The sequence below is a fragment of the Pseudomonas sp. KBS0710 genome, from assembly GCF_005938045.2.
Lineage (GTDB): Bacteria > Pseudomonadota > Gammaproteobacteria > Pseudomonadales > Pseudomonadaceae > Aquipseudomonas.
This window is the reverse complement of the sequence record NZ_VCCF02000001.1, coordinates 4658747-4671789: the sequence shown is the minus strand read 5'-3', so window position 1 is coordinate 4671789 and position 13043 is coordinate 4658747. Positions and strand designations below refer to the sequence as shown.

Sequence of the window (13043 nt, the reverse complement as noted above, 5' to 3'; positions counted from 1 at the left end):
ACACGGGTTCTCACAGCATGAAGTCGACGGCGGGCGGTTGGGTAAAACAGTGGCTGGGAGCCTCGGTCTTGGCGGTGTCAGGGCTGGCGCTACTGCCCTTGGCGATTGCGCAGGCGCAGGAGCAACAAAGCGCCCAGTTCAATTTTGCCCTGGCAGCCAAACCGCTGCCCCAGGCGCTGAGCGATTTCAGCCGGGTCACCGGCATCAGTGTGATCTACACCGATGAGGCGCCCTACGGCCTCAGCGCCCCGGCAGTCAGCGGGCAGATGAGCGCAACCCAGGCCCTGCAACGCCTGCTCGGCAACTCAGGTTTTACCTTCCGCCAGATCGACGCCCGCACCCTGGCCCTGGAGCCTGTGCCCACCGACGGCGCAGTCAACCTGGGCGCCACCACTATCAGCGGTGCAAGCCAAGCCCAGGACACCACCAGCTACCAGCCACCGCCCACCAGTTCGGTGATGCGCTCCCATGGCTTGTTGCTGGAAACCCCGCAGACCGTCAACGTCGTGCCCGCCCAAGTGCTGCGTGACCAACAGCCGCGCAACCTGGACGATGCCCTGGGCAATATCAGCGGCATCACCCAGGCCAATACCCTCGGCAGCACCCAGGACGCGGTGATGTTGCGCGGTTTTGGTGACAACCGTAACGGCTCGATCATGCGAGACGGCATGCCGATGGTGCAGGGCCGTGCACTGAATTCCACCGCCGAGCGCGTCGAAGTGCTCAAAGGCCCGTCGTCGCTGCTGTACGGCATTCAAGACCCGGGTGGCGTGGTCAATATCGTCAGCAAAAAGCCCGAACTGGTGCAGTCCACTTCCCTGACTGCGCGTGGCTCGACCTTCGGTGACGGCAAGAATGGCAGCGGCGGCAACCTCGACACCACCGGCCCGATTGGCGACAGCGGCCTGGCCTATCGGCTGATCGTCGACCATGAAGACGAAGATTACTGGCGCAATTACGGCACCCATCGCGAAACTCTGGTGGCGCCGTCCCTGGCCTGGTACGGCGACACCACCAAAGTGGTGTTCGCCTATGAACACCGCGAGTTCCTCTCGCCGTTCGACCGTGGCACTGCCATCGACCCCAAGACCAACCACCCGTTGAACATCCCCGCGACCCGTCGGCTGGATGAACCGTTCAACAATATGCAAGGCCGCTCCGACCTGTATCGCCTGGAAGTCGACCACGACTTGAACGACGACTGGAAGGCGCACTTCGGCTACAGCTGGAACCGCGAGACCTACGACGCCAGCCAGGTGCGCGTCGTCAAGGTCAACACCAACGGCACCCTGACCCGCAGCATGGACGGCACCCAGGGCGCGCTGACCACCGACCGCTTCGCCACCACCAGCCTGGAAGGCAAGGTCAATGTCGGCGGCATGCAGCACGACTTGGTGTTCGGGCTTGATGACGAGTACCGCAAGATCTACCGTGCCGACCTGATTCGCCAGGCGCCGCATGGTGTCTTCAACTACAACGATCCGGTGTACGGCAACGAAGTCGCGGGCACCAAAGTCAGCGCGCCGGACAGTAACCAGACCGACCTGCTGCGCAGCGATTCGCTGTTCTTCCAGGACGCCATCCACCTCAATGACCAGTGGATTCTGGTCGGCGGTGCGCGCTACCAGATGTACGACCAATACGCCGGCAAAGGCGTGCCGTTTACCGCCAACACCGATGGCAATGGCCAGAAGTGGGTGCCGCGTGCCGGCCTGGTGTATCGCTACACCGATCAATTGTCGTTCTACGGCAGCTACACCGAGTCGTTCAAACCCAACTCCACCATCGCGCCGTTGGCCAACAAAAGCGTGCTGGACGGCAGCCTGGAACCGGAGCAGTCCAAGGCCTGGGAGCTGGGTACCAAACTCGACATACCGGGGCGCATCACCGCCAGCGCGGCGCTGTTCAATATCGAGAAACGCAACGTACTGGTGCAGGTCGGCGACGGTTTGGCGGCGGTCTACAGCGTGGCGGGCAAGGTGCGTTCCCGTGGCCTGGAGCTGGACGCCAGCGGCCAGCTGACCGACAACTGGAGCCTGATCGGCAGTTACGCCTACACCGACGCCGAGGTCACCGAAGACCCGACGCTCAAAGGCAATCGCCTGCAAAACGTGGCAAAAAACACCGCTTCGTTGTCGGCCGTGTATGACTTCGGCAGCATCTTGGGTGGTGACCAGCTGCGTGTGGGCGCCGGCGCACGTTACGTGGGCGAGCGGGCCGGGGACGCGGCCAACAGCTTCGAACTGCCGAGCTACACCGTGGCCGATGCGTTTGCCAGCTACGACACCAAAATCGACGGGCAGAAGGTCAAGTTCCAGCTCAACGTGAAGAACCTGTTCGATCGCACCTACTACACCTCGTCGGTGAACACGCAGTTTGTGTCCATCGGCGATGCGCGGCAGGTGTCGGTTTCCAGCACCCTGCAGTTCTAAGATCCGCGCCCTGGTGTGGCTGAGGGAGCAAGTTCCCTCACCACAACAGGCCCGATCCCACAGCAGCCCCGCTCGCCACAACGGCATTGAACTGGTAGCGTTGCCGCCACTGAATACTTTGCGGGAAAACGGTACTGATGCAGTTGGGTCGATGGATACACACCAGCGCGATGCTGGTGGGCTTGAGTTTGTTACTGGGCGGTTGCGCCACGCCTTCCAAGACGGCCACCGGCCAGAGCCTTGACCAGTTGCTGGCCGACCCGGCGCTGCACGGTGCCACGGTCTCGCTGATGGTGCGGGATGCCAACAGTGGCGCCACGCTGTATCAGCACAACGCTCGCACACGGCTGGTGCCTGCTTCCAACCTCAAATTGCTGACCACGGCTGCGGCCATGGACGTGCTCGGGCCACAATACCGGTTCGCTACTCAACTGCTGAGCAATGGCATTCGCCAGGGCGACCGGCTGACCGGCAACCTGTACCTGCGCGGTCTGGGCGACCCGACCATTCAGTTCGCCGATTACCAGGCGTTGGCAGCGCAGTTGGCCAGCCAGGGTGTGCGCCAGGTGCAGGGCGACCTGGTGTTTGACGACACCTGGTTCGACGCCGAGCGGCTGGGCGTCGACTGGTCCCACGACGACGAAACCACCTACTACGGCGCGCAGATTTCGGCGTTGACCGTGTCACCCAATAGCGATTTTGATGCCGGCAGCGTGCTGGTCACCGCCAAGGCGCCAGCGCGGGCCGGGCAGGCTGTGAGTGTCGATATCTTCCCGCCGACCAACTACCTGCAACTGAGCAACCGCGCTGTCAGCGGGCCGGGCAATACCTATGGGATCAACCGTCGCCATGGCACCAACCTGCTGCAGCTCAGTGGCGCCGTGGCGCCGGGGCGTCAGAGCGAGCAACTGGTGAGTGTCTGGGAGCCAACGCAGCTGGTGGCCAACCTGTTCGAACAAGCGCTGGCGCAGCAAGGCATCACGGTGCTTGGCCGTCGCGTGATGGGCGGCGCAAGCCCGGCGGCGGTGACGGTACTGGCCGAGCACAAGTCGGCGCCGTTGCAGGAGTTGATCACGCCGCTGCTCAAACTTTCGAACAACAACATGTCCGAAGCCTTGCTCAAGGCCATGGGCCGCCAGACGGCCAACAGCGGCACAGCGGCGGCGGGTGCGGTGGCGGTGGCCGGGTTTCTCAAGCGTCAGGGGCTGGACACGGCGACGCTGAGCCAGGTCGACGGCTCGGGGCTGTCGCGGCGTAATCTGGTGTCGTCGCAAAACCTCACCGACCTGCTGCTGGCCGCAAGCAAACAGCCGTGGTTCAACGCCTGGTACAACGCGCTACCCATTGCCGGCAATACCGACCGCATGACCGGCGGCAGCCTGCGTTATCGCCTGCGCGGCACCCCGGCCGAGAACAACCTGCATGCCAAGACCGGCTCCATGGGCGGCGTGTCGTCCTTGAGCGGTTACATCACCGATACCAAAGGGCGCAAGCTGGTGTTCTCGATGCTGAGCAACAACTACGTGGTGGCCGGCGCCCAGGTCAAAGCCGTGGAAAACCGCGTGGCGCTGGCTCTGTCACGCTGGGACGAGTGATTCAGGGCTGATAGCCCATGCGCCAACTCACGGCCCGGGTCGCCGCCAGCAAGCGCTGCGCCGCCGGGCCGTCTTCATCGGCATGGAACAGTGAGGTGGGGCCGACCACGGTCATCACCGCCGCCACATGCCCGACCGCATTGAACACCGGCGCCGATAACGCATCGACGCCGGGCATCAGCAAACCATGCACGAAGTGCAGGCCCCGGCGGCGAATCTGTTCACAGGCGCTGGCGTAAGCCTCGTCGTCCGCCAGGGCATGGGCAGTCCCGGCCTGAATCTCGCGTTCGCGCAATTCCACGGTTTCCCGAGAGGGCAGGTAAGCGCTGAACACCAGCCCGGTGGACGAACTGAGCAGCGGCAGCACCGAACCCAATTGCGTCACCACGGTGACGGCGCGCACCGCCGGTTCGATTTGCACCACGGTCGCGCCCTGGTTGCCCCACACCGCCAAAAAGCAGGTTTCATTCAATTCATCGCGCAGCTCTGCCAGCGGCATCGCACCGACTTTCAACACGTCTATGCTGCCCAGCGCTGCCAAACCCACACGCAACGCCTCGCGGCCCAGGCCGTAATGGTTGGTGGCGGTGTTCTGCTCGGCAAAGCCTGAAGCGATAAGTGCCTGCAAATAGCGGTGGACCTTGCTTGCCGGCATCTGCACATGTTCGGCCAGGCGCGACAGCGAAGTGGCCGGAGACAGTTCGGCCAGCGCCTTGAGGATATCGGTGCCCACTTCGGCCGAGCGGACTTTCTGTTTACCGGTGTCGCGGGGCTTTTCCATGGAAGGGCGAGAATCCGAGAGATGAATGGGCGTCTTTATAGCTTGACGGTCGATAGTGATCAAATTACGTTATGCGTAACTGGATTACGATAAAAACAACTTCCGCACAGAGGATGATCCATGAACCTCGAATACCAATCGGGCTTCGGCAATCAATTCGCCAGCGAAGCCCTGCCCGGCGCGCTGCCCGTCGGCCAGAACTCCCCGCAAAAAGCCCCCTACGGCCTGTACACCGAGCTGTTCTCCGGCACCGCCTTTACCATGGCGCGCAGCGAAGCCCGCCGCACCTGGCTGTATCGCATACAGCCATCGGCCAACCACCCGGCGTTTATCAAGTTGGAACGGCAATTGGCCGGTGGGCCGTTGGGCGCGGTCACGCCGAATCGCTTGCGCTGGAACCCGCTGGATATTCCGAGTGAGCCGACCGACTTTGTCGACGGCCTGGTCGGCATGGTCGCCAACTCCGGGTCGGAAAAACCTTCAGGCATCAGCATCTACACCTACCGCGCCAACCGTTCGATGGAACGGGTGTTCTTCAATGCCGATGGCGAACTGTTGATCGTCCCCGAACAAGGCCGTCTGCGTATCGCCACCGAGCTGGGGGTGCTGGATGTCGAGCCGCTGGAAATCGTGGTGCTGCCCCGTGGCCTGAAATTTCGCATCGAACTGCTGGATGCCCAGGCTCGCGGCTATGTTGCGGAAAACCACGGCGCGCCACTGCGCCTGCCAGACCTTGGGCCGATCGGCAGTAACGGCCTGGCTAACCCGCGTGATTTTCTTACGCCGGTTGCCCACTACGAAGACAGTAAAAAGCCTACAACGCTGGTGCAGAAGTTCCTCGGCGAACTGTGGGCCTGCGAGCTGGACCATTCGCCGTTGAACGTAGTCGCCTGGCACGGCAATAACGTCCCGTACAAGTACGACCTGCGCCGCTTCAACACCATCGGCACAGTCAGTTTCGATCACCCGGACCCGTCGATTTTCACCGTATTGACCTCGCCCACCAGCGTGCACGGGCTGGCCAACCTAGATTTCGTGATTTTCCCGCCGCGCTGGATGGTGGCCGAGAACACCTTCCGGCCGCCGTGGTTCCACCGCAACCTGATGAACGAATACATGGGCCTGATCCAGGGCGCCTACGATGCCAAGGCCGAAGGCTTCCTGCCCGGTGGCGCGTCGCTGCACAGCTGCATGAGCGCCCACGGCCCGGACGGCGAGACCTGCACCAAAGCCATCAGCGTGGCGCTGGCGCCGCACAAGATCGATAACACCATGGCCTTCATGTTCGAGACCAGCCAGGTGCTGCGCCCCACACAGTTCGCCCTTGAGTGCCCGCAACTGCAACCCTCTTACGATGCGTGCTGGGCTTCATTGCCCGCCACCTTCAACCCGAACCGGAGATAACCCATGACTCAGCCAACCCTTACCCGCAGCTGGGTAGCCTCCGCCAACGGCCACCGCGATTTCCCCTTGCAGAACCTGCCGCTGGGTGTGTTCAGCATCAATGGCTCGGCACCGCGCAGTGGCGTGGCGATTGGCGATTCGATTCTCGACCTGCACGCTGCGCTGGATGAGTTCGAAGGTGAAGCACGGCGTGCCGTTGAAGCCACCGCCGGTGGCCAACTGAATGCCTTTTTCGAACTCGGCCGTGGCCCGCGGGTAGCCTTGCGCGAGCGCTTGCTGGAACTGCTCGCCGAAGGCAGCAAGCTGCACACCCGTGAGGCACAGGTGCTGCACCGCGCGGCGGATTGCCAGATGCATCTGCCGGCAAAAATCAGTGATTACACCGACTTTTATGTGGGCATCGAACACGCGCAAAACGTCGGCAAACTGTTCCGTCCCGACAACCCGTTGCTGCCTAACTACAAGTACGTGCCGATTGGCTATCACGGCCGCGCCTCGACCATTCGCCCGTCGGGCACGGACGTACGTCGGCCTAAAGGCCAGACGCTGCCGGCCGGCCAGACCGAGCCAACCTTCGGCCCGTGCGCGCGCCTGGACTATGAGTTGGAACTGGGCATCTGGATCGGCCAGGGCAATGCCATGGGCGACTCGATTGCCATTGGCGACGCCGCCGAGCATATCGCCGGCTTCTGCCTGCTCAACGACTGGTCGGCACGGGATATCCAGGCCTGGGAATACCAGCCGCTCGGCCCGTTCCTGTCGAAAAGCTTCATCACCAGCATCTCGCCGTGGGTGATCACCGCCGAAGCCCTGGAGCCGTTCCGCAAAGCCCAGCCGGCGCGCCCCGAAGGTGACCCGCAGCCGCTGCCGTACCTGCTGGACCAACGTGACCAGGCCGCTGGCGGTTTCGACATCGAGCTGGAAGTGCTGCTGACCACCGCCGCGATGCGCGAGCAAAACCTGCCGGAACACCGCCTGACCCTGAGCAACACCCAGCATATGTACTGGACCGTAGCGCAGATGGTTGCGCACCACAGCGTCAACGGCTGCCAGTTGCAGGCCGGTGACCTGTTTGGTTCGGGCACGTTGTCCGGGCCGCAGCCGGGGCAATTCGGCAGCCTGCTGGAGATCACCGAAGGCGGTAAAAAACCGATTGAACTGGCCTCCGGCGAGGTGCGCAAGTTCCTTGAAGATGGCGACGAAATCATCCTGCGTGCCCGTTGCAACCGTGAAGGTTTTGCCTCCATCGGTTTCGGCGAATGCCGTGGCACCGTGATCGCAGCACGCTAAGAGGGCAGGGCGATGCAACTCTATACCTACTACCGTTCTACAGCGTCGTACCGGGTGCGTATCGCCCTGGCGCTCAAGGGGCTGGACTTTACAGCCGTGCCGGTGAACCTGTTGGTACCGCCGGGCGGTGCAAATCGTCAGCCGGAGTACTTGGCGATCAACCCGCAGGGCCGCGTGCCAGCGCTGCGTACCGAGGATGGCGAGCTGTTGATTCAATCACCGGCAATCATCGAGTACCTGGAAGAGCGTTATCCACAGGCGCCGCTGCTCTCCAAGGACTTGGCGACCCGCGCCCATGAGCGCGCAGTGGCGTCGATCATCGGCTGCGATATCCATCCGCTGCACAACTCCAGCACGCAAAATCTGCTGCGCAAGTGGGGGCATGACGAGGCGCAAGTGCTCGAGTGGATCGGGCATTGGATCAGCCAGGGGCTGGGTGCGGTGGAGCAGTTGATTGGCGATGAAGGCTTTTGTTTTGGTGAGCAGCCGGGGATGGCCGATGCGTTTCTGATCCCCCAGCTGTATGCGGCTGAGCGCTTCAAGGTGCCGTTGGGCGCGTACCCACGCATTGGGCGCGTGGCGGCGCTGGCGGCGCAGCATCCGGCGTTTGTGCAAGCGCATCCGGCGAATCAACCTGACACCCCCTAAATCAATGTGGGAGCTGGCTTGCCTGCGATAGCGGCCTATCAGTTGATAATTCACTGGCTGACACACCGTCATCGCAGGCAAGCCAGCTCCCACAGTTTGATCCGCGTCATCCTTATAAAAATAACAGGTACTTGCGATGCACAATCAGATTGCGAGCTTTCGCGCGGCACTCGACGTCCGTCCGGTGTCGCGCTACCAGTGGTTGATTCTGCTGTTGCTGGCGCTGCTGCTGGTAACCGACGGCTATGACGCCCAGGTGCTGGGTTACGTGGTGCCGGCCTTGGCCAAGGATTGGGGCCTGGAAAAAGCCGCGTTCGGCCCGGTGTTCAGCGCCAACCTGTTGGGCCTGACCTTGGGCTCATTGCTGGTAACGCCGCTGGCCGACCGCTTCGGCGTGCGCCGCATCCTGCTCGCCTGCGTGCTGATCTACGCGAGCCTCACCGTGCTGATGGTGTTCGCCAACTCCCTGAGCACACTGATGGCCGCGCGGTTTATCTGCGGCATTGGCATGGGCGGCGCGATGCCCAGCGCCATGGCATTGATGTCGGAATATTCCCCACCGCGCATGCGCACCTTGATGGTGACACTGGCCGCCTGCGGCTTCTCGTTCGGCGGCGCGGCAGGTGGCTTTGTCGCTGCGGGTTTTATCGAAGGCTACGGCTGGCAGGCGGTCTTCCTGGCGGGCGGGGTGACGCCGTTGCTGCTGTTCCCCTTCCTGGTATGGCTGTTGCCGGAATCCCTGCCACGTCTATTGCGTGATGCGCCACCGTATACGCGGCTGCAAAAGGTCACGGCGCGCATGTTGCCCGACTGGCAGCCGCCGCTGGCGAGTGAGGCCGCGAACCTTCAGGAGCAGGGCAGCAAACTCACGGTGGTGGAGCTGTTTCGCAACGGCTATGCGCGTCCGACCGTACTGATTTGGGCGACCTTTTTTGTCAGCCTGATCCTGCTGTATTTCATGATCAGTTGGCTGCCGTCGCTGCTGTTGGAAAGCGGCCTGGCATTGAAGCAAGCCAACTTGGTGACCTCAATGTTCCTGTTTGCCGGCACCCTGGGCGCCATCGGCATGGCGTGGTTTGCTGACCGCCTCAAAAGCAAAGTGCGGCTGTTGTCCGGCGTGTTGGCGGCGGCTGCGGTGTGCACGATTTTGCTGGGGCTGAACCATGACAACCCGCGTTATCTGGTGGCCTGTGTATTCGCGGCCGGGTTCTGCATTATTGGCGGGCAACTGACCCTCAATGCCTTTGCCAGCAACTTCTACCCCGCGCATGTGCGTGCTACCGGCACGGGCTGGGCCTTGGGTGTGGGCCGCTTTGGTTCAATCCTGGGGCCGTTGTTTGGCAGCATGTTGCTGGCGATGCATATTCCGGTTGAGCAGATCTTTTTCTTCTGCGCGATTCCGGCGGTGATTGCGGCGCTGTTGATTATTCAAGTGCGCTCGCCACAATAAATCTTGCTCGCCAAAAACAAGTATTTCAGTGCACCACGGTGTTGGGTGGCAAATGCCCCAGCCGCTCGGTCAGGCGCAGGCGCTGGATCGGGTCTTCGCTGAGCAACAGGGCGTGTTCCAGGTCAAAACGCTCGGCGCTCGGGCAGTCCAGGCGCTGGTAAAGGCTGGCCCGCGCCAGGTAATCCGCTGCGCTGGCGTTGCCCAGCTCCAGCACGCGCTCGGCGTCGACCAGGGCCGACAGCGGATGGTCATTGGCCAGGTGCAGTTGGCGCAGGTTACGTGACAGCCGTTGCAGGATCGCGCGCGGTTCGGCGGTGTGCAGGTGCTCGGCCTGCAACTTGAGGTTTGGCCCGTACTGGCGGTGCAGCAACTCGCGACAGTCGTTGGGGTACAGGCGCCGCCCGCCACACGGGTCCAGCAGGTGATCGGCGCCAGGCACCCGCAGCAGGAAATGGCCGGGGAAATTAACCCCCTCCATGGGGATATCCAGGCGCCGCGCCATCTCCAGCGCGATCAGGCCCATGGCCAAAGGCTGGCCGCGTTTGCGCTGCAGTACTTTGTCGAGCAGCGCGGCGGCGGGGCGCAGTGGCGTGGAATCATCCTGGGCAAACCCCAGGTCATTCATGCGCCGCAGCAACGGCTGGCCGAGTTCATCCGCCGGTAGCATGGGCATGCCTACGCTGACCTGTTGTTGCAGCAGGGTCAGGTCTTGCAGGATCAGCAGGGGCTGCACGCTCGGGTCGTGTTCAGCCGCTATCCACAGCGCGGCTTCAAACAGCGCAGGCGGTGAGCGGTCCAGGCAGGCGAAAAAGGCTGTGCGGGGATTCATTGCATTCTCCGGCGGATGCCCACGTTTTAGCCTTGCTGTGAATATTCGTCCAGTAACTTAAGAAATGTCCTGCGTGCTTATGTCGTGATGCCTACGAAACCTGGCGGCTTATTCCAGCGTGATTCAGCAGTTTTCTACCGCAAGCCTATACTGGGGCCTCTACCAGAAGTGATTCGGGAGCCTGACGATGTTTGCGCTTATGCACAGCACCCGCCTTGAATCGCTGCACCTGAGCGTCGACCCGGTCACCGGGTTGAAGGCCGTCATCGCCATCCACAACAGCCGCCTCGGCCCTGCCTTGGGCGGTTGCCGTTATCTTGCTTATCCCGACGATGAAAGTGCCGTAGCCGATGCTGCGCGCCTGGCCCAAGGCATGAGCTACAAAGCCGCCCTGGCCGGCTTGCCGGTGGGCGGCGGCACGGCGGTGATTATCCGCCCCGTGCATGTGGAAAGCCGCGCCGCATTGTTCGAGGCGTTTGGCCGTTGTATCGAAAAACTCGACGGCCGTTTTGTCACCTCGATCGACAGCGGCACCTCGGTTGCTGATATGGACTGCATCGCCCAACACACCCGTTTCGTCACCAGCACCACGGCCGCCGGCGACCCGGCGCCGCATGCGGCCATGGGGGTGTTCACCGGTATCCGCACCACCGCCATGGCGCGCCTGGGCAGTGACAACCTCGAGGGACTGCGCGTAGCGATCCAGGGCTTGGGCAATGTCGGTTATGCACTGGCCGAACAACTGCACGCGGCGGGCGCCGAGCTGCTGGTCAGCGACATCGACCACGGCAAGGTGCAATTGGCCATGGAGCAGCTGGGTGCACACCCCATCGCCAACGATGCGTTGCTCAGCACACCCTGTGACATCCTGGCGCCCTGCGGTGTCGGCGCGGTGTTCAACCGCCACACGGTCGGCCAACTGCGTTGCGCTGCCGTGGCGGGTTCTGCCAGCGCGCAACTGAGCAACCTGGACATCGCCGACCAGTTAGAGGGGCGCGGTATCCTCTACGCCCCGGACTACGTGATCAACTCCGGCGGCCTGATCTACGTCGCCCTCAAACACGCCGGCACCGAGCTGCCCGCTATCACCGCGCACCTGTCCAACATCGGGACACGCCTGACTGAAATCTTCGCCCATGCCCAAGCCGAAAAACGCTCCCCCGCACGGGTAGCGGACGAGTTGGCCGAACGCCTGCTCTACAAATAGCCTGGAAATTAAAAAGGCCCTGAATCAATGATTCAGGGCCTGTTCAATTCGGGCGTTTACTCGTCTACCGAGTTCAACAACTCGGACAACGCGTCCGGTTGGCTCTTGAACGCCTTGGCAAAGACATCGCGATTCTTCGCCATGTAGAACCCGGCTTCTTCCGCCTGCTGCTCGCTCAAGGACGGCACGGATTTCTGCAACACTTCTGCCAGCAACTCAGCGAGTTCAAGCATCTTGTCATGACGGTCAGCTTCGGCTTTATCCATGAACAAATGCTCCAGATCTCGGCTGCTGCGGTATACCACTTCGACGGCCATTCACCACCTCACATGCCTTCACGATAGTTGTCTTTTGCGACTACTGTATTTATATACAGCTAAAAGGGTAAGCCAAACCACGGGGTTTGGGTAGCAGTTTTTTAATGTAGCCCGTAAATACAGGTTCGGAGTGCCTCATGTCACGCCGCCACCATCTTATACCTGCCACTGGCCTTTTTTCTGCATGCAGAACAACCGTCACGTCCACCCCGCATTATCCGGTCGAGTCGACCTAAGGAAGCATCATCGTGAAAATCAACTGGGCCGAAAAACTGCGTCAGCAAGTCCATGGGCTGGCCGAGTCGCTGGGCAATCTGTTCGTCGAGACGTTCCACTACCTGGCGCTGTTCGCCATTGGTGCCGTAACAGCCTGGGCGGCGGTGATGGAGTTTTTGGGGATGCTGGAGAACGGGCACATCAAGATCGATGACATCTTGCTGCTGTTCATCTACCTGGAATTGGGCGCAATGGTCGGGATTTATTTCAAGACCAACCACATGCCCGTGCGCTTCCTGATCTACGTGGCGATCACCGCGCTGACGCGCCTGCTGATCTCCAACGTGTCGCACCACAACCCGCCGGACGTCGGCATCATCTACCTGTGCGGCGGCATTCTGTTGCTGGCGTTCTCAATCCTGGTGGTGCGCTATGCCTCGTCGGCGTTCCCGTCGGTGAAAGTCGAAGGCCCGCGTCGCAAAGGCGAGGCGAGCCTGGAAACCGAGAAAGGCGAGCTTTAAAGCCCGACGCTGAAGGGCAGGGTGCGGGCGGGCGGTGGCTGCAATAGTTTGTGGCTGTCACCGTCCGTCATCACCGCCAGAATCTCCATGGCGCTGTGGCCCTGTTCGATGGCGATGCCGAACTGAATGCTTTGCACCAGGCGCTTGAGCCTCTGCGGGTCGTTGCGTTGTTCGGCGCTGATCATGCGTTTGGCCACCACGCCCGTCTCATCCGAGAGGGTGAGCATGATGCTGCCGTCGAGCCGTTGGATGCTCAGGTTGACGCGGTAGGTGGGCGTGAAGGTATCAGTGATGATCTGAAAAGGATTGTCCATGGTGCGTTACCGCCTGATAAGAACATGCAGTCATTGACG

12 protein-coding genes are annotated in these 13043 nt (G+C 62.0%); 8 read left to right on the top strand and 4 right to left on the bottom strand.

Going from position 1 to position 13043, the window contains the following annotated elements; all coding sequences use genetic code 11:
- Positions 1-17: 17 nt before the first annotated feature.
- Complete coding sequence (locus FFI16_RS21375) at positions 18-2432, top strand: TonB-dependent receptor (RefSeq protein WP_138816730.1); 2415 nt, start codon at positions 18-20, stop codon at positions 2430-2432.
- A 137-nt stretch (positions 2433-2569) separates the two neighbouring features.
- Positions 2570-4027: a D-alanyl-D-alanine carboxypeptidase/D-alanyl-D-alanine-endopeptidase gene (gene dacB / locus FFI16_RS21370; protein WP_138816729.1), complete on the top strand. Its 1458-nt coding sequence runs from the start codon at positions 2570-2572 to the stop codon at positions 4025-4027.
- A 1-nt stretch (position 4028) separates the two neighbouring features.
- On the opposite strand, the gene FFI16_RS21365 is transcribed toward dacB, so the two are convergent.
- A complete protein-coding gene (locus FFI16_RS21365) occupies positions 4029-4808 on the bottom strand; it encodes an IclR family transcriptional regulator (protein WP_138816728.1) in 780 nt (259 codons plus the stop codon).
- Positions 4809-4928: 120 nt separating this feature from the next.
- Between FFI16_RS21365 and hmgA the strand changes: the two genes are divergently transcribed.
- From hmgA to FFI16_RS21345, 4 genes are all read left to right on the top strand, one after another.
- Positions 4929-6212, top strand: coding sequence for a homogentisate 1,2-dioxygenase (hmgA, locus tag FFI16_RS21360; protein WP_138816727.1), 1284 nt, complete (start codon positions 4929-4931; stop codon positions 6210-6212).
- 3 nt (positions 6213-6215) lie between these two features.
- Complete coding sequence (fahA, locus tag FFI16_RS21355; RefSeq protein ID WP_138816726.1) at positions 6216-7502, top strand: fumarylacetoacetase; 1287 nt, start codon at positions 6216-6218, stop codon at positions 7500-7502.
- Positions 7503-7514: 12 nt separating this feature from the next.
- On the top strand, positions 7515-8150 hold the full coding sequence (gene maiA, locus FFI16_RS21350) for a maleylacetoacetate isomerase (protein WP_138816725.1): 636 nt from the start codon (positions 7515-7517) through the stop codon (positions 8148-8150).
- 136 nt (positions 8151-8286) lie between these two features.
- Positions 8287-9600, top strand: a complete 1314-nt coding sequence (locus tag FFI16_RS21345; protein ID WP_138816724.1) for an aromatic acid/H+ symport family MFS transporter — start codon at positions 8287-8289, stop codon at positions 9598-9600.
- 25 nt (positions 9601-9625) lie between these two features.
- Here FFI16_RS21345 and FFI16_RS21340 read toward each other — a convergent pair whose 3' ends face one another.
- Positions 9626-10429: a SirB1 family protein gene (locus FFI16_RS21340; RefSeq protein WP_138816723.1), complete on the bottom strand. Its 804-nt coding sequence runs from the start codon at positions 10427-10429 to the stop codon at positions 9626-9628.
- Positions 10430-10616: 187 nt separating this feature from the next.
- Between FFI16_RS21340 and FFI16_RS21335 the strand changes: the two genes are divergently transcribed.
- Positions 10617-11636 carry a Glu/Leu/Phe/Val dehydrogenase dimerization domain-containing protein gene (locus FFI16_RS21335; protein ID WP_138816722.1) on the top strand — a complete coding sequence of 340 codons (1020 nt, stop codon included), beginning with the start codon at positions 10617-10619 and terminating at the stop codon, positions 11634-11636.
- A 56-nt stretch (positions 11637-11692) separates the two neighbouring features.
- On the opposite strand, the gene FFI16_RS21330 is transcribed toward FFI16_RS21335, so the two are convergent.
- The gene (locus FFI16_RS21330; protein WP_138816721.1) at positions 11693-11953 is read right to left on the bottom strand and encodes a YebG family protein; all 261 of its coding nucleotides are present in this window, start codon (positions 11951-11953) and stop codon (positions 11693-11695) included.
- 248 nt (positions 11954-12201) lie between these two features.
- Between FFI16_RS21330 and FFI16_RS21325 the strand changes: the two genes are divergently transcribed.
- Complete coding sequence (locus FFI16_RS21325) at positions 12202-12690, top strand: phosphate-starvation-inducible protein PsiE (protein WP_056858911.1); 489 nt, start codon at positions 12202-12204, stop codon at positions 12688-12690.
- On the opposite strand, the gene FFI16_RS21320 is transcribed toward FFI16_RS21325, so the two are convergent.
- Positions 12687-13004, bottom strand: a complete 318-nt coding sequence (locus tag FFI16_RS21320) for a DUF3509 domain-containing protein (RefSeq protein ID WP_099548463.1) — start codon at positions 13002-13004, stop codon at positions 12687-12689. The genes FFI16_RS21325 and FFI16_RS21320 overlap by 4 nt on opposite strands.
- Positions 13005-13043: the final 39 nt, after the last annotated feature.

Bases quoted from the DNA above. Each gene is read 5' to 3' on its own strand.
- FFI16_RS21375 (WP_138816730.1), top strand. From the start codon at position 18: ATGAAGTCGACGGCGGGCGGTTGGGTAAAACAGTGGCTGGGAGCCTCG.
- dacB (WP_138816729.1), top strand. From the start codon at position 2,570: ATGCAGTTGGGTCGATGGATACACACCAGCGCGATGCTGGTGGGCTTG.
- FFI16_RS21365 (WP_138816728.1), bottom strand. From the start codon at position 4,808: ATGGAAAAGCCCCGCGACACCGGTAAACAGAAAGTCCGCTCGGCCGAA.
- hmgA (WP_138816727.1), top strand. From the start codon at position 4,929: ATGAACCTCGAATACCAATCGGGCTTCGGCAATCAATTCGCCAGCGAA.
- fahA (WP_138816726.1), top strand. From the start codon at position 6,216: ATGACTCAGCCAACCCTTACCCGCAGCTGGGTAGCCTCCGCCAACGGC.
- maiA (WP_138816725.1), top strand. From the start codon at position 7,515: ATGCAACTCTATACCTACTACCGTTCTACAGCGTCGTACCGGGTGCGT.
- FFI16_RS21345 (WP_138816724.1), top strand. From the start codon at position 8,287: ATGCACAATCAGATTGCGAGCTTTCGCGCGGCACTCGACGTCCGTCCG.
- FFI16_RS21340 (WP_138816723.1), bottom strand. From the start codon at position 10,429: ATGAATCCCCGCACAGCCTTTTTCGCCTGCCTGGACCGCTCACCGCCT.
- FFI16_RS21335 (WP_138816722.1), top strand. From the start codon at position 10,617: ATGTTTGCGCTTATGCACAGCACCCGCCTTGAATCGCTGCACCTGAGC.
- FFI16_RS21330 (WP_138816721.1), bottom strand. From the start codon at position 11,953: ATGGCCGTCGAAGTGGTATACCGCAGCAGCCGAGATCTGGAGCATTTG.
- FFI16_RS21320 (WP_099548463.1), bottom strand. From the start codon at position 13,004: ATGGACAATCCTTTTCAGATCATCACTGATACCTTCACGCCCACCTAC.